The organism is Paraburkholderia tropica, assembly GCF_900109265.1.
Taxonomy (GTDB): domain Bacteria; phylum Pseudomonadota; class Gammaproteobacteria; order Burkholderiales; family Burkholderiaceae; genus Paraburkholderia; species Paraburkholderia tropica.
On sequence record NZ_FNZM01000004.1, the window covers coordinates 227,104 to 248,014 of the forward strand.

General features: G+C 65.6%; 20 protein-coding genes. 14 read left to right on the forward strand and 6 right to left on the reverse strand.

What is annotated here, in order from left to right; all coding sequences use genetic code 11:
* Window positions 1–84 precede the first annotated feature (84 nt).
* Window positions 85–1,200, reverse strand: coding sequence for a branched-chain amino acid ABC transporter substrate-binding protein (locus tag BMY06_RS07685; RefSeq protein WP_074982437.1), 1,116 nt, complete (start codon window positions 1,198–1,200; stop codon window positions 85–87).
* A 1,052-nt stretch (window positions 1,201–2,252) separates the two neighbouring features.
* On the opposite strand from BMY06_RS07685, the gene BMY06_RS07690 reads away from it, so the two are divergent.
* The 3 genes from BMY06_RS07690 to BMY06_RS07700 all read left to right on the forward strand — a co-directional run bounded on the left by BMY06_RS07690 (window position 2,253) and on the right by BMY06_RS07700 (window position 5,149).
* Complete coding sequence (locus tag BMY06_RS07690; RefSeq protein ID WP_065065392.1) at window positions 2,253–3,242, forward strand: ABC transporter substrate-binding protein; 990 nt, start codon at window positions 2,253–2,255, stop codon at window positions 3,240–3,242.
* Between the two features lie 212 nt (window positions 3,243–3,454).
* Complete coding sequence (locus BMY06_RS07695; protein WP_065065393.1) at window positions 3,455–4,351, forward strand: ABC transporter permease; 897 nt, start codon at window positions 3,455–3,457, stop codon at window positions 4,349–4,351.
* Window positions 4,352–4,354: 3 nt separating this feature from the next.
* A complete protein-coding gene (locus BMY06_RS07700) occupies window positions 4,355–5,149 on the forward strand; it encodes an ABC transporter ATP-binding protein (protein WP_065065394.1) in 795 nt (264 codons plus the stop codon).
* A 117-nt stretch (window positions 5,150–5,266) separates the two neighbouring features.
* Here the strand turns inward: BMY06_RS07700 and BMY06_RS07705 are convergent, their stop codons facing one another.
* Window positions 5,267–5,662, reverse strand: coding sequence for a PaaI family thioesterase (locus BMY06_RS07705; RefSeq protein ID WP_065065395.1), 396 nt, complete (start codon window positions 5,660–5,662; stop codon window positions 5,267–5,269).
* A gap of 395 nt (window positions 5,663–6,057) precedes the next feature.
* Between BMY06_RS07705 and BMY06_RS07710 the strand changes: the two genes are divergently transcribed.
* Complete coding sequence (locus BMY06_RS07710) at window positions 6,058–7,197, forward strand: pyridoxal-phosphate-dependent aminotransferase family protein (RefSeq protein WP_244144366.1); 1,140 nt, start codon at window positions 6,058–6,060, stop codon at window positions 7,195–7,197.
* Between the two features lie 48 nt (window positions 7,198–7,245).
* Here BMY06_RS07710 and BMY06_RS07715 read toward each other — a convergent pair whose 3' ends face one another.
* Window positions 7,246–8,007 (reverse strand): class I SAM-dependent methyltransferase, encoded by a 762-nt coding sequence (locus BMY06_RS07715; protein WP_065065396.1) that lies wholly within the window; start codon window positions 8,005–8,007, stop codon window positions 7,246–7,248.
* A gap of 156 nt (window positions 8,008–8,163) precedes the next feature.
* Here BMY06_RS07715 and BMY06_RS07720 point away from each other — a divergent pair, with 156 nt between their 5' ends.
* The 6 genes from BMY06_RS07720 to BMY06_RS07745 all read left to right on the forward strand — a co-directional run bounded on the left by BMY06_RS07720 (window position 8,164) and on the right by BMY06_RS07745 (window position 14,426).
* Entirely contained in the window at window positions 8,164–8,859 is a 696-nt protein-coding gene (locus tag BMY06_RS07720; RefSeq protein WP_074982439.1) for an HAD family hydrolase, read from the forward strand.
* A gap of 261 nt (window positions 8,860–9,120) precedes the next feature.
* Window positions 9,121–9,582: a MarR family winged helix-turn-helix transcriptional regulator gene (locus BMY06_RS07725; protein WP_065065398.1), complete on the forward strand. Its 462-nt coding sequence runs from the start codon at window positions 9,121–9,123 to the stop codon at window positions 9,580–9,582.
* 10 nt (window positions 9,583–9,592) lie between these two features.
* Entirely contained in the window at window positions 9,593–11,725 is a 2,133-nt protein-coding gene (locus BMY06_RS07730) for an FUSC family protein (RefSeq protein ID WP_074982441.1), read from the forward strand.
* Window positions 11,726–11,762: 37 nt separating this feature from the next.
* A complete protein-coding gene (locus BMY06_RS07735) occupies window positions 11,763–11,972 on the forward strand; it encodes a DUF1656 domain-containing protein (RefSeq protein WP_027818583.1) in 210 nt (69 codons plus the stop codon).
* Between the two features lie 7 nt (window positions 11,973–11,979).
* The gene (locus BMY06_RS07740; protein WP_074982694.1) at window positions 11,980–12,939 is read left to right on the forward strand and encodes an efflux RND transporter periplasmic adaptor subunit; all 960 of its coding nucleotides are present in this window, start codon (window positions 11,980–11,982) and stop codon (window positions 12,937–12,939) included.
* Window positions 12,936–14,426, forward strand: coding sequence for an efflux transporter outer membrane subunit (locus BMY06_RS07745; RefSeq protein ID WP_074982443.1), 1,491 nt, complete (start codon window positions 12,936–12,938; stop codon window positions 14,424–14,426). The genes BMY06_RS07740 and BMY06_RS07745 overlap by 4 nt, the downstream gene beginning before the upstream one ends.
* A gap of 62 nt (window positions 14,427–14,488) precedes the next feature.
* On the opposite strand, the gene BMY06_RS07750 is transcribed toward BMY06_RS07745, so the two are convergent.
* Window positions 14,489–15,289 (reverse strand): SDR family NAD(P)-dependent oxidoreductase, encoded by an 801-nt coding sequence (locus BMY06_RS07750; protein ID WP_065065402.1) that lies wholly within the window; start codon window positions 15,287–15,289, stop codon window positions 14,489–14,491.
* A gap of 119 nt (window positions 15,290–15,408) precedes the next feature.
* Here BMY06_RS07750 and BMY06_RS07755 point away from each other — a divergent pair, with 119 nt between their 5' ends.
* On the forward strand, window positions 15,409–15,987 hold the full coding sequence (locus tag BMY06_RS07755) for a TetR/AcrR family transcriptional regulator (protein ID WP_065065403.1): 579 nt from the start codon (window positions 15,409–15,411) through the stop codon (window positions 15,985–15,987).
* 129 nt (window positions 15,988–16,116) lie between these two features.
* Here the strand turns inward: BMY06_RS07755 and BMY06_RS07760 are convergent, their stop codons facing one another.
* Window positions 16,117–16,410 carry a DUF4148 domain-containing protein gene (locus BMY06_RS07760; protein ID WP_065065404.1) on the reverse strand — a complete coding sequence of 98 codons (294 nt, stop codon included), beginning with the start codon at window positions 16,408–16,410 and terminating at the stop codon, window positions 16,117–16,119.
* A 303-nt stretch (window positions 16,411–16,713) separates the two neighbouring features.
* On the opposite strand from BMY06_RS07760, the gene BMY06_RS07765 reads away from it, so the two are divergent.
* Complete coding sequence (locus tag BMY06_RS07765) at window positions 16,714–18,108, forward strand: selenium-binding family protein (RefSeq protein ID WP_074982445.1); 1,395 nt, start codon at window positions 16,714–16,716, stop codon at window positions 18,106–18,108.
* A gap of 12 nt (window positions 18,109–18,120) precedes the next feature.
* A complete protein-coding gene (locus BMY06_RS07770) occupies window positions 18,121–18,765 on the forward strand; it encodes a hypothetical protein (protein WP_074982446.1) in 645 nt (214 codons plus the stop codon).
* An 82-nt stretch (window positions 18,766–18,847) separates the two neighbouring features.
* On the opposite strand, the gene BMY06_RS07775 is transcribed toward BMY06_RS07770, so the two are convergent.
* A complete protein-coding gene (locus BMY06_RS07775) occupies window positions 18,848–19,720 on the reverse strand; it encodes an oxidoreductase (RefSeq protein WP_074982448.1) in 873 nt (290 codons plus the stop codon).
* A gap of 277 nt (window positions 19,721–19,997) precedes the next feature.
* On the opposite strand from BMY06_RS07775, the gene BMY06_RS07780 reads away from it, so the two are divergent.
* On the forward strand, window positions 19,998–20,846 hold the full coding sequence (locus BMY06_RS07780; RefSeq protein WP_065065408.1) for an NADPH-dependent oxidoreductase: 849 nt from the start codon (window positions 19,998–20,000) through the stop codon (window positions 20,844–20,846).
* Window positions 20,847–20,911 lie beyond the last annotated feature (65 nt).

Genomic DNA, 20,911 nt, shown 5'->3' on the forward strand with positions numbered 1-20,911 from the left:
GACGATCCGTCCGCTGTTGCGCATCGTTGGAAAACGCCCCGCCCGCCGCGACGGCGAACGGGGCGTTGCGATGCGCGGCGAGAATCAGTTCGCGGCGGTCTTCGTGGCGTCCTTGTGCCACGTGTAGACGACGAAACGGAACGACTTCAGGTCGCCCTGCTTGTCGTATTCCACCTTGCCGATCGGCGTGTTGAACGCGTTGGCGTGCAGGTAGGCCGCGACCTTGGTCGGGTCCGTGCTCTTCGCGCCCTTGATGCCGTCGGCGATCACTTCGACCGCTGCGTAGGCCGGCATCTGGAACGGACCGTTCGCGTCGCGCTTGCCGTCGGCGAAGGCCTTCACGAGCTTCGCGTTGGCCGGGTCGGCGGCGAAGTCGGCCGGCAGCGTCACGAGCATGCCTTCCGAAGCCGGGCCGGCGATCGCCGTCACGTCCTTGTTGCCCACGCCTTCCGGACCCATGAACGTCGCCTTCACGCCCTGTTCACGCGACTGGCGCATGAGCAGGCCCATTTCCGGGTGGTAGCCGCCGAAGTAGACGAAGTCCACGCCCTGCGACTTGAGCTTCGTGACGACTGCCGAGTAGTCCGAATCACCGGCATTGATGCCTTCGAACACGACGACCGGAATGTGCGCCTTGTCGAGCGCGGCCTTCACCGACGTCGCGATGCCCTGACCGTACGACTGCTTGTCGTGCAGGATCGCGACCTTCTTCGGCTTGACCTTGTTGATGATGTACGCAGCGGCTGCCGGACCTTGCTGGTCGTCGCGGCCGATGGTGCGGAAGATGAACTGGCGCTTCTTGCCTTCGGTCAGCTGCGGCGCGGTCGCCGACGGCGTGACCATCACGACGCCTTCGTTCTCGTAGATGTCGGAAGCGGGGATCGTCGAGCCCGAGCAGACGTGGCCGACCACGTACTGGATGTGCTGCGAGACGATCTTGTTCGCGACGGCGACGGCTTGCTTCGGCTCGCAGGCGTCGTCCATCAGGACGGCTTCGAGCTTGTTGCCGTTCACGCCGCCAGCGGCATTGATCTGTTCGATCGCGGTCAGGGCACCCGCCTTGACCATGTCGCCGTACTGGGCGACCGGGCCGCTGAACGGACCGGCAATGGCGATCTTCACGGTATCGGCTTGCGCGGATGCACCAAAGGCGAGCAGCGCGGCAGCCAGGGAAACTGCGGTGAGGCGGGACAACGTCATCAGGAGCTCCTCGATTGTTTTCGGGTCAACCGGTCAGACGGATTGACCTGCGCAAACGAACAGCACCCCAATGGCGAGCATTGGAGAACGACAACGACGGGCCAGAAAAGAAAGACGCAACGGGGCCCGGCATATATCACCCGCTTTGTTGCGGTTGAGTTCGGAGAGATCACGTGGATACGTGTCTCTGTTGCGCAAGCGATCCGCCTGCCCCGTTCACTGCATTTCGCGCCGGGAAGGTGGTCCGGGCTCAATCAGCGACCCGCGGATGCTATCAATAAACCCTCCCACTCGCAAGCAAGGGTTTTTTCCGATACCTACAGGGGTATTGACTTGAGTCAATTGACGAAAATCATTAGGAACCGCTTGAAAACATTTGGAAAATGACCGGTGGCCGCGACGCGACATCGGCCGTTCACGCGCTGAGGCCCGGCTGGCGTGGCACGACGGATTTCATTTTCCGATCCGAAATAAATGGCGCGGTTTTTTCCTTTCGGAAACCGCCGTGATTTCCGAATCGAAACTATTTATCCGATCGGAAACTTACGTCATTCACATCAAGCAATATCAATACAATTCGCACATGCGCATACAGGAAAACCCTAAATGCAGAACGCGCCAAGTCGTTGATTCGATTCACAAAACTTACACAAACATTTCAATCGACTCGCGGAGTCGGATGGAGACTCCGAGAAAATCGCCGCACACACACGCTGCGGATATTTCCATTTGGAAACCAGGAAAATTTTCGGGCGCCTACGTATTTTTCTAAAAAATGGGCCAACGACGTTGATGAAAATCAGCGGACATACCGTCGCATTACCGCACCACTGCGCCGCAGCGTCGTTCCAGACGCGCGAACTCCGGTGTATGCTCGCTGCCTCGCCGCCGGTCTTATGCACCAACGCGGCGCACGGCGTGCGGGCATGACCGGGGCACCTTTGCGGGCCAACTTCCGGGGCACCACGGGCGCCGCGCGCCGCGCTGCGGCGAAGCCGCACACAGCGGCCCACACCCGTCCAGAACCGAACATTCGGGGGAGATCAAAGAGAATGAAGACCGTCAAACTGGCCGCCCGCGCCGCCACCCTTACCCTGATCGCCAGCGCCGCCGCGCTCTCGCTCGCCTGCGGCGCCGCGCACGCAGCCGAGACCGCCACCGTCGAAGTGCTCTCGATCGTCGAACATCCGGCGCTCGACGCGATCCGCGACGGCGTGCGCGACGAGCTGAAGGCCGCCGGCTACGACGCCGGCAAGAACCTCAAGTGGGAATACCAGAGCGCGCAGGGCAACACCGGCACCGCCGCGCAGATCGCGCGCAAGTTCGTCGGCGATAACCCGAGCGCGATCGTCGCCATCGCGACGCCGTCGGCGCAGGCCGTGGTGGCCGCAACGAAGTCGGTGCCCGTGGTCTATTCGGGCGTGACCGATCCGGTCGCCGCGCAGCTCGTCAAGACGTGGACGGCGAGCGGCACCAACGTGACCGGCGTGTCCGACAAGCTGCCGCTCGACAAGCAGGTCGCGCTGATCAAGCGCGTCGTGCCGAACGCGAAGACGGTGGGCATGGTCTACAACCCCGGCGAAGCAAACTCGGTCGTGGTCGTGAAGGAACTGAAGGCACTGCTCGCGCAGCAAGGCATGACGCTCAAGGAAGCCGCCGCGCCGCGCACCGTGGACATCGGCTCGGCCGCCAAGAGCCTGATCGGCAAGGTCGACGTGATCTATACGAACACCGACAACAACGTCGTCTCGGCCTACGAAGCGCTCGTGAAAGTCGCCAACGACGCGAAGATCCCGCTCGTCGCGTCCGACACGGACAGCGTGAAGCGCGGCGCGATCGCGGCGCTCGGCATCGACTACAGCGACCTCGGCCATCAGACCGGCAAGGTCGTCGTGCGCATACTGAAGGGCGAAAAGCCCGGTTCGATCGCTTCGGAAACCAGCAACAAGCTGCAACTGTTCGTGAATCCGGCCGCCGCGCAGAAGCAAGGCGTGACGCTGTCGGCCGATCTGCTCAAGGACGCGACTTCGGTCGTGAAGTAAGGCCCGCGCGCGCATGAAGGATCGACAGCCGAGCAGGTAGCGCGCGCCGCGTTTCCCATCGGAAACGGCCGCCCGCCGTCGATTCCGCAAGGCCCGCCAGGGCACCCTCGCACGCGCCGGCGTGCGGCCTCACCCGGGCCGCACGCCGCTGCGGCGACCGATCCGGCGACGTCGCCACAATCGACGCGCCGGAGACCGCAACAGGATTCCCCATGTCCCTCTATTCGCTGCTGGGCGCGCTGGAGATCGGCCTGATCTTCAGTCTCGTCGCCCTCGGGGTGCTGATCTCGTTTCGCATCCTCAACTTCCCCGACCTGACCGTCGACGGCAGCTTTCCGCTCGGCGGCGCCGTCGCGGCAACGCTGATCGCCAGCGGCCACGATCCGTTTCTCGCCACCGTCTGCGCGATGCTCGCGGGCGCCGCCGCCGGTTTCGTCACGGGTTGGCTCAACGTACGCCTGAAAATCATGGATTTGCTCGCCAGCATCCTGATGATGATCGCGCTCTACTCGATCAATCTGCGCGTGATGGGCGCGCCCAACGTGCCGCTCATTTCCGAAGCCACCGTCTTCACGATGATCCAGCCCGCGTGGCTGCCCGACTACGTGCTGCGCCCGCTCGCGCTGCTCGTCGTCGTGTGCGTGGCGAAGTTCGGCGTGGACTGGTTCTTCTCGTCCGAATACGGTCTCGCGTTGCGCGCGACCGGCGCGAATCCGCGCATGGCGCGCGCGCAGGGCATCGCCACCGGCCGCGCCACGCTCGCGGGCATGGCGCTGTCGAACGCGCTCGTCGCACTCGCCGGTTCGCTGTTCGCGCAGACCCAGGGCGGCTCGGATATTTCGATGGGCATCGGCACCATCGTGATCGGCCTCGCGGCGGTGATCATCGGTGAAAGCATTCTGCCTGCGCGCCGTCTCGTGCTCACGACGCTCGCCGCCGTGCTCGGCGCGATTCTCTATCGCTTCTTCATTGCGCTCGCGCTCAACAGCGACTTCATCGGCCTCAAGGCGCAGGATCTGAATCTCGTGACCGCCGTGCTCGTGACGATCGCGCTCGTGCTGCCCGCGACGCGCAAGAAGCTGTTTGGCCGCAAGAACGGGAGAGGCTAAGCCATGCTCAGCGCACAAGACCTTCGACTCACTTTCAATCCCGGCACGCCGATCGAGACGCGCGCGCTGCGCGGGCTCACGCTCGAGATTCCGACCGGCCAGTTCGTGGCTGTGATCGGCTCGAACGGCGCAGGCAAATCGACCTTCCTCAACGCGATCAGCGGCGACCAGATGGTCGACGAAGGCACGATCACGATCGACGGCCAGGACGTCACGAAGAAGCAGGCCTGGGACCGCGCGCATCTGGTCGCACGCGTGTTTCAGGACCCGATGGCGGGCACCTGCGAGGCGCTCACGATCGAGGAGAACATGGCGCTCGCGATGGCGCGCGGCAAGCGGCGCGGCTTCGGTTCGGCACTGAAAAAACAGGATCGCGAGCTGTTTCGCGACAAGCTGCGGCTGCTGAATCTGGGCCTGGAAAATCGTCTGACCGACCGCATCGGGCTGCTCTCGGGCGGCCAGCGCCAGGCCGTGAGTCTGCTGATGGCGTCGCTGCAACCGTCGCGCATTCTGCTGCTCGACGAGCACACGGCCGCGCTCGATCCGAAGACCGCCGCGTTCGTGCTCGAACTCACGGCGCGCATCGTCGAAGAAGCGAAACTCACGACGATGATGGTCACGCACAGCATGCGCCAGGCGCTCGATTACGGTCAGCGCACCGTGATGCTGCATCAGGGCCAGGTGGTGCTCGACGTGTCCGGCGAGCAGCGCCGCGGCCTCGACGTGCCCGACCTGCTGCGCATGTTCGAGCAGAATCGCCACGAGCAACTCGACGACGACGCTTTGCTGCTGGGCTGATTTTCCGACGCGACTCAACGCCATCGGCAAGATAAAAAGCCCGCTTCCCTCCGGAAGCGGGCTTTTTTACGCCTGACCGATTAATTCGGATCCCGAATCAACCAGCAATCCCGGCAATCAAGCCGATTTCGCGTACTTGAACGTGCCTTGCGCGCTCGCGATCAGCAGCGTGTCGTCCACCCAGGCTTCCGCGCGCGCGAAGAAAATCGAACGGCCGCCGCGTTCGAGAAAACCCTTCGCGCGGACGAACTGGCCCAGACCCTTGTCGAGATAATTGGTGGTGAGCGAGAGCGTGAAGCCGTGCCGCTTGGGCGCGTCCAGTTCGGCGAACAGGCCCGCATAGCCCGCGGCGGCGTCGAGCAGCGTGGCGATCGCGCCGCCTTGCAGCACGCCCTGGCGATTGAGCTTCGATGCGTCGATCGGCATCAGCAGTTCGGCGTAGCCTTCGCGCCAGGCCGCGACGCTCACGCCGAGCGTTTCGAGAAACGGATTGTCGACGGCGAATTGCGTCATGCGTGCTGTCCCCTCGGTGTTGTCGATGAATGCGGGCGCCGCGTTTGAAACGTCGTTTGAAACGTCGTTCGAAGCATCGTTGCAAAGCCGCGCCGCGCAGCCGATTATAGAACCCCGCGCCGCGCGTCGCAGCGCCGCATCCCGACTGTTCAGGCGAAAAGCGCACAACTGTACATGGTATTGCGCGGCGAGCCGGAGAACACTGTACGTTTCCCTTGCCGCCCGAGCGCGCGCATTTCTCCACTGTCCGAAAAGGAATCATCATGACCGACAACACGCGACCCACCGACTCCCTCACCCTGCAACGGGCGGCAGCGGCGGCCGCCGCCGCGTTGCCGGTCCCGTGCCCCGGCGTCGATCCGCTCACCGACATCCTGCCCGACGAGCCGCTGCTCATGATGGGCGCGGGCCCGGTGCCGATTCCGGACGCCGTCGCGAAGGCCAACTCGGTCGTCATCAATCACCTCGGCGACACCATGGCGCGCGTCATCGACCAGGTGAAAACCATGGCGCGCTACGTGTTCCAGACGCGTTCGAACTGGGTGCTCGGCGTGGCCGGCCCCGGCTCGGCGGCCATGGAAATGGCGATCTGCAACCTCGCCTGGCCCGGCACGCGCGTGCTCTCCATCGTCAACGGCTTCTTCAGCGGCCGCATGGCGGAGATGGCGCGCCGCATCGGCGCCGACGTCACCACGCTCGACGTGCCCGACCGCGAGATCGCGTCGCTCGAAGCCGTCGCGCAGGCCATCGAACGCACGCGCCCGGCCATCGTCACCATCGTGCACGGCGAAACCTCGAACACGGTCTGGAACCGCCAGCTCAAGGACATCGTGCAGATCGCCAAGGCAGCGGGCGCGCTCGTGGTGGTGGACGCCGTCTGCACGCTGAGCACCATGCCGCTGGAAATGGACGCCTGGGGCATCGACACGGTGATTACGGGCGGCCAGAAAGGTCTCTCGTCGATTCCGGGCGTCTCGCTGATCGCGTTCTCCGACGCCGCCTGGGAACGCGTGCGCACGCGCACCGCGCCGAACACGCACTGGTGTCTCGACGCCGTGCTCGCCGAAAACTTCTGGCACAAGGCGGGCTATCACTACACCGCGCCGGTGTCGGGCGTGCTCGCGCTGCACGAAGCGCTGCGGCTCGTCTGCACGGAAACGCTGGAAAAGCGCTTCGCGCGCCATCAGCGCTGCTCGCTCGCGCTGCAAAGCGGCGTGGCGGCGCTCGGCCTCGCGCTGTACACGCCCGAGCTTTGCCGCCTGAATTCCGTGGTCGGCATCGAGTTGCCCAACGGCATCACGCCGCGCGACGTGTGCAATCACATCTCGCAGCAGTATCAGGTGGAAATCGCTGGATCGTTCGGACTTCCAATCATTCGTATCGGACAGATGGGCGAGCAATGCCGCGAGCACCATCTGTTCCGCACCGTGCATGCGCTCGGCCGCACGATGCGCGATCTGGGCGCGAACGTCGATCTGCCCGCGGGGGTGGCCGCGCTCGAAGAGTCGCTGTCGGCGGCGAGCGCGCGGCGCTGATCGCCCGCTGCACTAACGGACGTTCGCCGCGCTTCGCGGCGCGTCAAATCACACGCGACGCGCCCGCACGCAGATAAACGCGGGCGCGATCATCAACTCCGCGTAGAGCGCGGGCGCGACGGCCTTCATCTCGGGCAAAGGCTTCGGCTCGCTGACGCGATCGATGCTCCAGCCCGTGTCGATCAACGCGTTGACGATATCGGCGAGCGGGCGGCGATACGCCTCCACATACGGCTTCGGTTCGCCGAAGCCGCCCCAGTGCAGGCCGAAGCGCGTGGTCTCGAAGTACGTGCGGCCGCCGCGCGTGCGCGTGTCGATCCAGTCGCGCATCGGGTGCGCCATCGAGAACACCAGTTGCGCGCCGGGCCGCGCCACGCGATGAAACTCCGCGAAGGTGTCCGCGAGATGCTCGACATAGTCGAGTGCGAGCGAGCAGACGATGCGGTCGAACTGCGCGTCTGCGAGCCAGTGGAGCGGCTGGCCGAGATCGCCTTGCGCGACCTCGACCGCCATGTCCGCGCAACGCACGCGGGCGAGTTCGACCATCGCCGGCGTGACGTCGAAAGCCTGCACGCGCGCGCCCTTGCCCGCGAGTTCGGCGCTGACGATACCGGGGCCGCACCCCGCGTCGAGCACCGCGAGGCCCGCCACGTCGCCGAGCAGCGCTTCGGTCGCCGGGCGCTCGTAGAGCGCGTTGTGCGGCTTTTCGGGCGCCATTTGCGCGTAGCGGTCGGCGAACTGCGTGTAGCTGGCGCGGCCCGGCAGTTCGGGGGCGGCGTCGGTCTTGTCGGCGGCGGAGTCGTTGTGCATGCTGGCGTGAACGGAAAAGCGAAACCGCCATTGTCCCGTGTTTCGTGCCTTCGACTCCAGTGCGCGCCGCGTGCCGGTATCATCGCGCTCTTGCCGCGCGGCTCGCGCCCGCCCATGATTTCAATCTGCTTTCACTTTTCCCACGCTCATTCGACGATGTCCGCACTTTCCGCTCTCCCCTTCGACGCCGTGCTGTTCGATTGCGACGGCGTGCTGGTCGATTCCGAACGCATCACGCATGTCGTGCTGGTCGAAATGCTCGGCGAACTGGGCTGGACGCTCAGCGTCGACGATGCCATGCGCATCTTCGTCGGCAAGATGGTGAAGGACGAGGCCGATCGCATCGAGGCGCACACCGGCTATCGCATCACCGAAGACTGGCTGACGGGTTTTCGCGCGCGCCGCAACGAGGCGCTCGCGCGCGACCTCGTGGAAATTCCGGGCGCGCCCCACGCCGTGCGCGCCGTGCATACGGCCTTTGGCGGACGAATCGCCGTGGCGTCGGGCGCCGATCGCCGCAAGGTCGAACTGCAACTGCGCAAGGTCGGCCTGCTCGCGTGTTTCGACGGACATATTTATAGCGGCCACGAAACGCCGCGCAGCAAGCCGCATCCCGACGTCTATCTGGCGGCGGCGGCCGGGCTCGGCGTGGACCCGCGCCGCTGCGCCGTGATCGAAGACACCGTGACCGGCGCGCGCGCGGGCCTCGCGGCGGGCGCGACGGTGTTCGGCTACAGCCCCGCCGAACCGGGCCACAGCAGCGCCGAGGCGCTGCGGGCCGAAGGCGTCGCCGACGTGATCACCGATATGGCCGCGCTGCCGGCCGTGCTGCAAGGCTGGTCCGCGCGCTGAGACCGCGCCGCGCGTCATCGCTCGTCGCTATCTGTATTGGCGTGTCGACGTGTCCGCGCCTGGCGCTTCGCTGCAAAGCAAGTAAGCGTGTGTGACAATCTGCACCCGCCGGGCTCCGGCAGCCGCCCGGCGTGGTGCGGGCGTCACACGAAGGGCGCGCGGCCGCCACGCGAACGCCGGCTCGATTACTATCCGAGGATGGCGTCGTCAGCCGGAAAAAGATAGTTTGCTACCAAATCGCTTTGGGCTATCATCCCGCCGATGTCGAATCTTCACACCTTACGACTGGCCGTCAGCAGTTCGCTCGTCCTCGCCGCCCGCAAATGGCGCCGCACGACGCATGGCGCGCTCACGGCCTATAACGTCTCCGAAGCCTGCGCCTCGCCGCTGCTGATCGCCGGCCGCCTGGGCGAAGGCGTGCGCCAGGTCACGCTCGCCGAACACGTGGGCATCGAAGGCCCGTCGCTCGTGCGTCTGCTCGATCAGCTCTGCGCCGCCGGCCTCGCCCGCCGCGACGAAGACCCGGACGACCGCCGCGCGAAAACGATTTCACTGACCGACGAAGGCCGCGCCGTCACCGCGCGCATCGAAGCCGATCTGCGCGATCTGCGCGCGCGCGTGCTCAAAGGCGTGAGCCGGGCGGATCTCGAAGCCACGCTGCGCGTGCTCACCGCGTTCAACGCCCCGGACCCGGCCGAGGGCGCGCCCCGGACCGAAAGCTGAAAGCGGCCTCATGACCTACCCGACCCTCCGCGACTGGCTGTTCTCGGTCAAGACGTTCGCCGCGTCGATGCTCGCGCTCTATATCGCGCTGATCTTCCAGTTGCCGCGTCCGTACTGGGCGATGGCGAGCGTCTATATCGTCTCGAATCCGTTTGTCGGCGCGACGCGCTCGAAGGCGCTCTATCGCGCGCTCGGCACTGCGCTCGGCGCGGCCGCCGCGATCGCGCTCGTGCCGCCTTTCGTCGAAACGCCGCTGCTGTTCAGCGTGATCGTGGCGACCTGGACCGGCACGCTGCTCTATCTCGCGATCATGGACCGCACGGCGCGCAGCTATGTGTTCATGCTCGCGGGTTACACGATGCCGCTGATCGCGCTGCCCACCGTGACCGATCCGGGCACCGTGTTCGACGTGGCCATCGCGCGGACCGAGGAAATCACGCTGGGCATCATCTGCGCGAGCGTCGTGGGGAGCAACATCCTGCCGAGCCGCCTCGCGCCCACGCTGATCGAGCGCGCCGACGCCTGGTTTCGCGACGCCGCCTTCTACGGCCGCGAAACGCTCTCGGGCCACATCACCGGCAAGGCGCTTTCGGCTTGCCGCCAGCGTCTCGCGGCCACGGTCAATCAGCTCGAATTCCTGCTCAGCCAATTGAGCTACGACCATACTCATCCCGAAGTGCTCGCGCGCGCGGAGAATCTGCGCGGCCGCATGCAACTGTTTCTGCCGATGATTTCGGCGCTCGCCGACCCGCTGCTGGCCTTGCGCCGCGACCTGCACACGTGGCCCGAAGGCCTCGACAAGCTGCTTGCCGACGCCGCCCAATGGTTCGACGCGCCGCTGCCCACGCGCGCCGCCGAGATGCACGACGACTCCGGCGACCCCGTCGCCGACAGCCTGCGCGCGCGCATCGTCGCGCTGCAGCCCGGCCACGACGCGCTCACGAGCTGGGAAGGCGCGTTGCTCTCGAACGCGCTCTGGCGGCTGGGCCAGGTGATCGACGTGTGGCAGGACTGCCGCTCGCTGCGTGCGCTGATCGCACACGAAGCGGGTTCGTGGCGGCCGCGCTATCGCCATTGGCGCCTGGGCGGCACCGAGCGCTTCTACGATCGCGGCATGATGCTGATTTCATGCGCCGTGCCGGTGAGCGCGATTCTCGTGGCCTGCTGGCTCTGGGTCAGTTCGGGCTGGCACGACGGCGCGGGCGCGGTGACGCTCGCGGCCGTGGCCTGCTGCTTCTTCGCCGCGCTCGACGAGCCCGCGCCGATGGTGTTCCGCTTTTTCGCCGCGACCGCCGCGAGCGTGGTGTTCGCGGGCCTCTATCTGTTCGTGGTGCTGCCCAAGGTGCACGATTTCCCGATGCTCGTGCTGCTGTTCGCGGGACCGTTCATCCTGATCGGCACCTTGATACCGCGTCCGCAGTTCAATATGGTGACGATGCTCGTGGCCGTGAACACCGCCACCTTCATCAGCATCCAGAGCGCCTACGAGGCCGACTTCCTCGTGTTCCTGAACAGTAATATCGCGGGCGTCGCGGGCCTGCTGTTCGCTTATGTGTGGACGCGCGTGACGCGCCCGTTCGGCGCCGAACTCGCCGCGCGCCGACTGCTGCGTTCGAGCTGGTCCGACGTGGCGCTCTCGGCCTCGGTCGCGCCGCTCGGCGATCAGCGCAATCTGGCCTCGCGCATGCTCGACCGCCTGATGCAGTTGCTGCCGCGTCTCGCGGCTTCCGACGAGCACCGCCATCCGTCGATCGAGAGCTTCCGCGATCTGCGCATCGCGCTCAATGCGCTCGATCTGCGCCGCTCGCGCCGCAAGCTCGACGGCGACGTGCCCGCCGCCATCGACCGCGTGCTCGCCGGCGTCAGCGATCATTACGCGCGCTGCGCGCAGGCAAGCGCGCGCCAGGATGCGCCGCCCGCGCTGCTCGCCACCATCGACGACGCGCTGCACCGCGTGGCCACGCGCGGCATCGCGCAAGGTCTCGGCAACGCGCAGACCGAAAACGCCGCGCCGCTGCGCATGCGCGTCTCGCAGCGCTGGCTGCGCGACACGCTGCACGCGCTGGTCGGGCTGCGTCTCTCGCTGTACCCGACGCTGGTCGCCCAGCGTCCGAGCGGCGATACCTCGGGAGGCAAAGCGTGAGCGCACAACCATTTTCTGTCTTTGTAAAACCCGCACCATGATCGGCGAAATCGATATCTTCGGCGTGTTCGTGCCGGCCGTGCTCGTGCTGATGCTGATCGCGTACCTCATCAATGTCGTGATCGGCAAGGTGCTCACGCGGGTCGGTTTTTACCGGCTCGTCTGGCATCGCTCCATTTTCGATCTCGGCATTTATGTATTCGTCCTGGCTGCCGTCATCATCGTGTCGCATCGCTTCGTGAACTAACGTGAACGTGAAAAAAACCTGGTTCTCCGCAGGCCAAATCCTGCTGACGCTCATCGTCGTCGTCGTCGCCGCGCTCGTGCTGTGGCGCATCGTCAACTACTACATGTTCTCGCCGTGGACGCGTGACGGCCACGTGCGCGCCGACGTGATCCAGGTCGCGCCCGATGTCGGCGGCCTCATTACGAATGTCGATGTGGTCGACAACGAGCAGGTCAAGAAAGGCCAGGTGCTGTTCGTGATCGACCAGGCGCGCTATACGCTCGCGCTGCGTCTCGCGCAGGCCGCGCTCGAACAGCGCAAGGCCACGCTCGCGCAGGCCAAACGCGAATTCGCGCGCAACATCACACTCGGCAACCTGGTGGCGAGCGAAACGCTCGAAGAGAGCCGCACGCGCGTCGAGCAGGGCGAAGCCGCCGCGGCCGACGCCCAGGTGCAGGTGGACACCGCGAAGCTCAATCTCGAACGCACGACCATCGTGAGTCCGGTTGACGGTTATCTGAACGACCGCGCGCCGCGCGTGGGCGAGTACGTGTCGGCGGGCCGCGCGGTGCTGTCCGTGGTGGACATGCATTCGTTCCGCGTCGACGGCTATTTCGAGGAAACGCGTCTGCACGGCATTCATATCGGCCAGCCGGTCGAGATCACGGTGATGGGCGAAACGCGTCCGCTGCGCGGTCACGTGCAGAGCATCGTCGCGGCCATCGAGGACCGCGATCGTCAGGCGAGCCCGAACCTGCTGCCGAACGTGAACCCGGCGTTCAGCTGGGTGCGTCTTGCGCAGCGCATTCCGGTGCGCGTCGCGCTCGACGAAGTGCCCGACGACTTCCGCATGATCGCGGGCCGCACCGCGACCGTCGCCGTGCGCGCGGACGCCAGCGACAAGCAGCGCGCGAAGGACAACGCCAATGGCGCCAGCAGTGCAAGCGGCGCAAGCGCAGCAACGGCCGCGAGCGGAGCCTCGCAATGACGCGCCGCCGCCTCTGGCGCTCGTCTGCACTTGCGCCGCTCACGCTCGCGCTCGGCGCGTGCATGAATCTGGGCCCGAACTACAAGTTGCCGAACGAAGCGCTCGTCAACGCGCCGCTCGCGCAAGGGCCGATCGCGGGCGCGGATAAAGCGCCGGTCTCGCAGGGCGACGTGCCCAACGACTGGTGGCGTCTTTACGACGATCCCACGCTCGATCAGCTCGTGCAGGATGCGCTGCAATCGAACGCGAGCCTGCGCGTGGCCGCCGCGAATCTCGCGCGTTCGCGCGCGGCGCTCGATGTGGCCAACGCGCAAGGCGGCTTCTCGGGCGGCGCGACCGTGGGCTTCCAGCGCGCCCAGGAATCGGCGGAACAATACCTGCTGTTCAGCAAGCTGCCGGTGGAAAACCTCGGCTCGCTCGGCGTGAACGTATCGTATGAACTCGATCTGTTCGGCAAGCTGCGCCGTGGCGTGGAATCGGCGCAGGCCGAAGACGAAGCCGTGCTGGCCGCCGCCGATCTCGCGCGCATCACCGTGGTCGCCGACGTCGTGCAGGCCTATGTCGAATCGTGCTCGGCGGGCGAGGAACTCGCCATTGCGCAGGAATCGCTGAAGCTGCAACAGCAGCGCGTGGCGCTCACCAAACGTCTGCGCGACGCGGGCCGCGGCAACCAGCCCGACGTGACGCGCGGCGTGACGCAAGTCCAGACGCTCGCCGCCGACATTCCGCGCTTCCAGGGACGCCAGCGCATCGCGCAATATCAGCTCGCGATGCTGCTCGCACAGCCGCCGTCGGCACTGCCGCCGGCCGTGCTCAGCTGCAACCGCCTGCCGAAGCTCTCGCAGCCGATTCCGGTCGGCGACGGCGCCGCGCTGCTGCGCCGCCGCCCGGACGTGCGCGAAGCCGAACGCCAGCTTGCGTCCGCGACGGCGAAGATCGGCGTGGCGATGGCGGAGATGTATCCGGATATCAGCATCGGCGCAAGCGTCGGCTCGGTCGGTATCGCGAGCGATCTGTTCTCGCCGATCACCAATAGCTGGTCATTCGGACCCCTGATTAACTGGACGTTCCCGGCGAACGGCCAGCGCGCCCGCGTGCGCGGCGCGCAAGCGGCAACGGCCGGCGCGCTTGCGCATTTCGACGGCGTCGTGCTCAACGCGCTGCGCGAAACGCAGTCGAGCCTCGCTACCTACGCCGCCGATACGCAACGCGCCGATTCGCTGCGCACCGCGTATGGCTCGGCGCAGCAGTCCGCCGACGAAACGCATCGCCTGTATTCGGCGGGCCGCGAATCGTTCCTCTCCGATCTCGACGCCACGCGCACGCTCACGGCGGCGCACTCGCAAGTGGCCGCAGCCGAAGGCCAGGTCGCGCTCGATCAGGTCAAGCTGTTCCTCGCGCTCGGCGGCGGCTGGCAGCCCGATCAGGAAAAGCCCGCGCCCGCCGATGCGGCTTCGGGCACGCAGGCCGCCGCGCCCGCGCAATAACGTCAACGTAGCCCGGGCGCGCAAGCAGACTCGCGCGCCCGGCTTCGACACTTCACGTTTGCTTACTTCGCTTCGGTCGCCGTCGCGCGATAGCGCGCCGCTGGCTTCGATTGACCGAAGTTCGCCGCCATCGCCTGACGCGCGGCCTCGAACGTCTTCCACTGCTGATCGTCGGGCAACGGCGGAATGGTGACCGTCTCACGCAGATCGTAGCCCGCGAGCGCCGCATCGACGAGATCGTCGACTTCCATCACGCCATTCAGTTCGTTCACGTCCTTGCCCGCGTGCGACCAGATATCCGTGCGCGTCGCGCCCGGCAGCACCGCCTGCACGTAGACGCCCTTCGGCCCGAGTTCGACGTGCAACCCTTGCGAGAGGAACAGCACGAACGCCTTGGTCGCGCCGTAGAGCGTCGCATGATATTCGGGCACGAGACCCAGCACCGACGCCACATTGACGATCGCGCCCTGCCCTTCGCGCGCGAAACGCGGCGCGACGGCGGCGGCGAGCCGCGCGACCGCCGTGGCGTTCAGCGCGATCAGCTTGCTCACGACCTCGGCGCCTTGCTCGACGAACGTGCCCGCCGCCGCGGTGCCCGCGTTGTTCACCAGCACGCCGATGCCCGCATCGTTCGCGAGGCGCGCTTCCACTTGTTCGAGGTCTGCTTGCTGCGTCAGGTCGGCGCGCAGAATCTCGACATTCACGCCATCTCGCTCGCGCAGCCGTGCAGCCAGCGCTTCGAGCCGCGGCTGATCGCGCGCGACGAGCACGAGATCGTGACCGCGCTGCGCGAAACGATCGGCATAGACCGCGCCAATTCCTGCTGACGCGCCGGTGATCAGAACAACGGGTTTTGCTGACATGGTGACACTCCTTTGTGTATCGATCGGTTTATACATGATGACAGTCATGTATTTGAATCGAATCATGATGAGCATCATGTATAATGTCAAGCAGAAAATCGGAGTCCGTGGAGAACGCGATGCGAGTCAGTCGTGAGCAGGTGGCGATCAATCGTCAGAAAATTCTGGAAGCGGCCAGCCGCTTGTTCCGCGAGCGCGGCTACGACGCCGTTACGGTCGCCGAGGTCATGAGCGCCGCCGGCCTCACGCACGGCGGCTTTTATGGCTATTTCAAGTCGAAGGACGATCTGATTGCGGAAACGCTCTCGCACGTGTTTGCGCAGGGCGAGGTCGGCGAAACGGATGTGGCGCGTTACGCGGCGCGCTATCTGTCGCGCGCGCATCGCGACAATCTCGCCGGCGGTTGTCCGACCGCGGCGCTGGGCGCGGAAACGGTGCGTCAAACGCCCGAAGCGCGCGCCGTGATGGCGGCGGGCCTCAAGAAGCAGATCGAGCGATTGAGTGCCGCGAAGGCGGCAAGTGGAGACGCTTCCACGGCGGCACACGCGCGGCGCGCGGCCATCGGCAGCTGGTCGGCGATGGTGGGCGCCGTGATTCTTGCGCGCCTGATCGACGATCCCGCGCTCTCGAACGAAATTCTCGACGAGACGCACGCATGGATCGACGACCGGGATCGCGATTCAATTCAAAACATTTAACGCGTCCAGCGAATACGCCGCAGTGAAAGCGCTTTCACCGCGATCGTATTGAATTATTCAGAACACGAAAACGCGGTGCGCCCCATCGGGACGCACCGCGTTTTCGCATTCCATTACGTTGTATCACGCTCACTTCATGATGACCGGCGGCGAATACGAGCTGGCCGAACCGCTTTGCGAGGTGCCATCGGTCGAAGGACCGTAGCCGCTGCGTGCGGCGAGGCGGGCCTGCGCGGCGCGGTAATCTTCAGGATAGTAAGGAGACACGACGTTCGGTCTCCAACCCACCGATTCCAGCTGTTTCAGCTCATTGCGCACCTGTGCGCGCGTGACGGGGCCGTTTTCCGGCTGCGATTGGGCGAACGACACAGCGGGCACCGCCAGCACGGCGGCCAGCGCAACAGCCTTGAGAAGCGACTTCATGACATAACCTCCGGTAACTTGACTTGTCGGTGCAGCGCTCGCTGCGAACCGTTATTGACAAGTCTAGAAAGTCCGGGCTCCAAGATAAATGTCAGCCAAACGAATTCACTGTTTTCGTGACTCGTATAATCGCGCGCCGATTTTTATCCCTGTTCGCATGATGGGAATGCGCTTCGTTTGTTAAGACATAAGCTTTTTCCCTTATGGAATAAGGCGCGGCGGGCAATCATCGCTCACCCACGCGAGTCGGCTCTGGTGCATCATAGCCACTCCGACTCGTCGAAGTGCAAGGAGGAGACAGCGATGGCAACGTGGAAACCGGACCCGACGTTTTACCCTTCGGCCCGTCTTGCCGCCGACGCGGCCCCCGAAAAGCTCGCGTGGGTCGCGAGTTTCGACCCTACTGGCGCGGTGCCGGACTCGCTCGACGTGGTCGATCTCGATCCTGCTTCGGCGGAATTCGGCCGCATCGTCCATCGTCTCGCGATGCCCCATACCGGCGACGAGCTACATCACTTCGGCTGGAATGCGTGCAGTTCGTGCCTGTGCCCGAACGCGCCGCACGCGCATACGGAGCGCCGTTATCTCGTCGTGCCGGGATTGCGATCGTCGCGTATTCATATTGTCGATACGAAACCCGATCCGCGTCGGCCGCATATCGTGCGCGTTCACGAGCCGGAGAGCGTCGCGCAACGTGCGGGCTACACGCGCCCTCATACGGTGCATTGCGGGCCGGATGGCATTTATGTCACCGCGCTCGCCAATGCTCACGGCGAAGCGCCCGGCGGCATCTTCCTGATGGATCACGAGAGCTTCGACATTCTCGGCCAGTGGGAAATCGAACGCGGCCCGCAGGAACTGGCGTACGACGGCTGGTGGCATCTGGGCTTCGACACGGTCGTGACGAGCGAATGGGGTCTGCCCGCGAACTTCGAAAACGGCCTCGTGCCCGAAGTGTTGCTGGGCGGTCAATACGGTCACCGCCTGCACTTCTGGGACCTGCACACGCGGCGGCACAAGCAGACGCTCGACTTCGGCGCGGAGAATCAGCTCGTCTTCGAACTGCGGCCCGCGCACGATCCCACGCGCCCGTATGGCTTCGTCAATTCCGTGATCAGCCTGAAGGATCTTTCGGCCTCGATCTGGCAGTGGTATCTCGACGGCGATCAATGGGCGGCGCGCAAAATCATCGAGATTCCTGCCGAGCCCGCCGATCCGGAACTGCTGCCGCCGATGCTCAAGGGCTTCGCCGCCGTGCCGCCGCTCGTGACCGATATCGCGCTGTCGCTCGACGACCGCTTTCTCTACGTGGCGTGCTGGGGAACCGGCGATCTGCGGCAATACGATGTTTCGGACCCCGAACATCCCAAACTGACTGGCAGCGTGCGGATCGGCGGCATCGTTTCGCGCGCGACGCATCCGCTCGCGGGCGGACGTGCGCTAAACGGCGGCCCGCAGATGGTCGAAGTGAGCCGCGACGGGCGGCGCGTCTATTTCACCAATTCGCTGTATGGCGCGATTGACGGCCAGTTTTATCCCGAGGGAATCGACGGATGGATGGTGAAGCTCGACGCCGGTCCGGACGGCGGCCTCGCCTTCGACGAGCGCTTTTTCGTGCAATGGCCCAAGACGCATCGACCGCATCAGATCCGGCTGGAAGGCGGCGATTGTTCGTCGGACTCGTATTGCTACCCGTGAGCGTGCGGTGCGATGAACGGCATCTTCGGCGGCTTTGACGCGCACTGGGCGGCGTGGAGCGCCGTGGTGGGCAGCGGCGTCTTTCACGGCGCGAATCCGGCGATGGGCTGGCTGTTCGCGACGGCGCTGGGCCTGCAACGGCGCAATCGCGGCGCGCTGTTGATGGCGCTCCCGCCGATCGCGCTCGGGCATGCGGCTTCCGTGCTGCTGTTCACGAGTTCGATTGCGCTGCTCGGCGCGTGGGTGCCGCGTCTCGCGCAAGGCGGCCTGCATTGGGTGCTGGGCGCGCTGCTGATCGGCTGGGCGATCTGGCAGCATATGTACGGGCATCGGCATCGCGCGCGCGTGGGCATGACCGTGAGATTTCTCGGCCTCGCGGCATGGTCCGCGTTGATGGCGACGCTGCACGGCGCGGGTCTCATGCTCATGCCCGCGATGTTGCCGTTGTGTGGCGCGGGCGGCGTCAATCCGTTGGCCGTGTCGTTTGGCTTCACCGCGCTGCATACGCTCGTCACGCTCGCGACGACGGCGGTCATCGCACTCGTCGCTTATGAATACGTGGGGCTGGGAATACTAAAGCGCGGCTGGATTAACTTCGACTGGTTATGGCGCGGCGCACTGGTCGCGACAGGGACGTTGGTGATGGCGACGGGATGAGCGAATGGGAATGCAGCGAAGGATGCCCCGAAGCATGCCTCACCAATTTTTGCAGCACCCTTATGGCGCAAACATCCCACCTTCATTCCCCCGCCGGAAAATCCGTCGCCAGTCCCGCCTCGCGCCACGTTTCGATATCGGCGAGCGCGGCGCGCAAACGCGCCGCCACCGCGTCCACGCCGAACGCGCCGAGCACGAAGTGACGCGGCGGCGACTCCACTTCCGCGATGCGGATAATCGCCTGCGCGGCGCGCGCCGGATCGCCCGGCTGATGGCCGCTGCCTTCGGCCGTGCGCTGCATGCGCGCGCCCGCGGTTTCCGCGTAATCGGCAATTCGATTCGGCGTCTGCACGAGCGAGCGCCCCGCCCATTCGGTGCGGAACGGTCCCGGCTCCACGCAGGTCACCTTGATGCCGAGCGGCTCCGCCTCCGCGAGCAAGGCGTCGGAGAAGCCCTCTACGGCGTGCTTGCTGGCCGCGTAATAGCCCGACCCCGGAAAGCCCGCGAGCCCCGCCACCGACGTAATGTTGATCACGTGCCCGCGTTTCTGCTCGCGCATGACCGGCAGCACCGCGCGCGTCAGCGCAAACAGACCGAACACATTTGCATCGAATTGCGCGCGAATCTGAGTCTCTTCACCTTCTTCAATCGAGCTTTGATAACCATAACCCGCGTTATTCACGAGCACGTCGATCGCGCCAAAACGTTCTCGCGCCTGCGCAACGGCAGCAGCAATCTGCGCCGGATCGGTCACGTCCAGCGAGACACACAGCAAACGCTCGCCCGCCTCGGGCGCGAGATCGTCGAGCGCGGCCTTGTTGCGTGCGGTCGCGATGCAGCGCCAGCCGCGCGCGAGCACGGCGCGCGCGAACTCGCGGCCGAAGCCGATCGAGCAGCCGGTGATGAACCAGACGGGTGTTGCGTTCGGGAAAGCATTCGAAGAATTCGCCGACATAACAGAGCCTCGCAGACGTTGACACTGCACGTGAACGCGCGCCAGCTCAGCGCGCGAAAGGCAATCGGAAGGCGTGCGCGGCCGGGCGGAAGGTCGAATGCCGCGGCGCGTGCGCGCAATGATGATAACGGCAACGCGCCGACTGTGCAGAGCGCAGCGCGCATGCCACCCACTCGCCCCCCAGCGCCAAATCGCGAGGCCATGTACCATACGGCGCTCGCGCCCACGCGCCCCGCTTAACCCGTCTGCATTCAACGTATTCGCCGGAGTCAAACCGATGTCCACCCTCAGCACGCCCGAGACCGCCGCCCAGAACGCCACCGAAGCACTCGACGCGCGTTACGGCACGCCCTGGAACGCGCCGCTGCCCGCCTGGAACGCCACGCTCGACACGCTGCTCGCGCATCGTTCAGTCCGCAATTACGCCCAAAAGCCGCTGCCCGAAGGCACGCTGGAAACGCTGATCGCCGCAGCGCAGTCGGCCTCCACGTCATCGAATCTGCAAACGTGGAGCGTCGTCGCTGTCGAGGACCCGGAACGCAAGGCGCGTCTGTCGAAGCTCGCCGCCGACCAGTCGCAGGTCCGCGAAGCGCCGCTCTTTCTCGTCTGGCTCGCCGACCTCAACCGTCTGGAAGCCGCCGCGCAACGCACGTCCGCGAGCGCCGAAGGTCTGCACTATATGGAAACGCTGCTGGTCGGCGTGATCGATGCCGCCCTCGCCGCGCAGAACGCCGTGGTCGCGCTCGAATCGCTCGGCCTGAGCTCGGTGTATATCGGTGCGATCCGCAATCAGCCCGAACAGGTCGCCGCCGAACTCGGTTTGCCGCCGCGCGTGATGCCCGTGTTCGGCCTCTGTGTGGGCTACGCGGACGAGTCGCGCCCGGCGCAGGTCAAGCCGCGTCTGCCGCAAAGCGTGGTGCTGCATCGCGAGCAATACGACGCGCCGACGCAAACCGAAGGCATCGCGCAATACGATGAAGTGATGGGCGCGTTCCAGACCGCGCAAGGCCTCAGCGCTGCCGGCTGGACCTCGCGTTCGCTCGCGCGCTGGCGTAGCCGCGAGTCGTTGCATGGCCGCGACCGTCTGCGCGACGCCCTCCAGGCGCTCGGCTTCGAACTGCGTTAAGCCGCGCTGCGCGGACGACCGTGCTGAAATCATCAGCATACCGAAGCATTTGAATGAAGGAGCCA

What these genes read in the sequence shown, in the direction of transcription:
- BMY06_RS07730 (WP_074982441.1), top strand. Translation starts at nt 9,593, where the DNA reads ATGACCTACCCGACCCTCCGCGACTGGCTGTTCTCGGTCAAGACGTTC.
- BMY06_RS07775 (WP_074982448.1), bottom strand. Translation starts at nt 19,720, where the DNA reads ATGTCGGCGAATTCTTCGAATGCTTTCCCGAACGCAACACCCGTCTGG.
- BMY06_RS07725 (WP_065065398.1), top strand. Translation starts at nt 9,121, where the DNA reads ATGTCGAATCTTCACACCTTACGACTGGCCGTCAGCAGTTCGCTCGTC.
- BMY06_RS07765 (WP_074982445.1), top strand. Translation starts at nt 16,714, where the DNA reads ATGGCAACGTGGAAACCGGACCCGACGTTTTACCCTTCGGCCCGTCTT.
- BMY06_RS07735 (WP_027818583.1), top strand. Translation starts at nt 11,763, where the DNA reads ATGATCGGCGAAATCGATATCTTCGGCGTGTTCGTGCCGGCCGTGCTC.
- BMY06_RS07760 (WP_065065404.1), bottom strand. Translation starts at nt 16,410, where the DNA reads ATGAAGTCGCTTCTCAAGGCTGTTGCGCTGGCCGCCGTGCTGGCGGTG.
- BMY06_RS07715 (WP_065065396.1), bottom strand. Translation starts at nt 8,007, where the DNA reads ATGCACAACGACTCCGCCGCCGACAAGACCGACGCCGCCCCCGAACTG.
- BMY06_RS07720 (WP_074982439.1), top strand. Translation starts at nt 8,164, where the DNA reads ATGTCCGCACTTTCCGCTCTCCCCTTCGACGCCGTGCTGTTCGATTGC.
- BMY06_RS07695 (WP_065065393.1), top strand. Translation starts at nt 3,455, where the DNA reads ATGTCCCTCTATTCGCTGCTGGGCGCGCTGGAGATCGGCCTGATCTTC.
- BMY06_RS07750 (WP_065065402.1), bottom strand. Translation starts at nt 15,289, where the DNA reads ATGTCAGCAAAACCCGTTGTTCTGATCACCGGCGCGTCAGCAGGAATT.
- BMY06_RS07705 (WP_065065395.1), bottom strand. Translation starts at nt 5,662, where the DNA reads ATGACGCAATTCGCCGTCGACAATCCGTTTCTCGAAACGCTCGGCGTG.
- BMY06_RS07780 (WP_065065408.1), top strand. Translation starts at nt 19,998, where the DNA reads ATGTCCACCCTCAGCACGCCCGAGACCGCCGCCCAGAACGCCACCGAA.
- BMY06_RS07690 (WP_065065392.1), top strand. Translation starts at nt 2,253, where the DNA reads ATGAAGACCGTCAAACTGGCCGCCCGCGCCGCCACCCTTACCCTGATC.
- BMY06_RS07770 (WP_074982446.1), top strand. Translation starts at nt 18,121, where the DNA reads ATGAACGGCATCTTCGGCGGCTTTGACGCGCACTGGGCGGCGTGGAGC.
- BMY06_RS07700 (WP_065065394.1), top strand. Translation starts at nt 4,355, where the DNA reads ATGCTCAGCGCACAAGACCTTCGACTCACTTTCAATCCCGGCACGCCG.
- BMY06_RS07745 (WP_074982443.1), top strand. Translation starts at nt 12,936, where the DNA reads ATGACGCGCCGCCGCCTCTGGCGCTCGTCTGCACTTGCGCCGCTCACG.
- BMY06_RS07685 (WP_074982437.1), bottom strand. Translation starts at nt 1,200, where the DNA reads ATGACGTTGTCCCGCCTCACCGCAGTTTCCCTGGCTGCCGCGCTGCTC.
- BMY06_RS07710 (WP_244144366.1), top strand. Translation starts at nt 6,058, where the DNA reads ATGATGGGCGCGGGCCCGGTGCCGATTCCGGACGCCGTCGCGAAGGCC.
- BMY06_RS07755 (WP_065065403.1), top strand. Translation starts at nt 15,409, where the DNA reads ATGCGAGTCAGTCGTGAGCAGGTGGCGATCAATCGTCAGAAAATTCTG.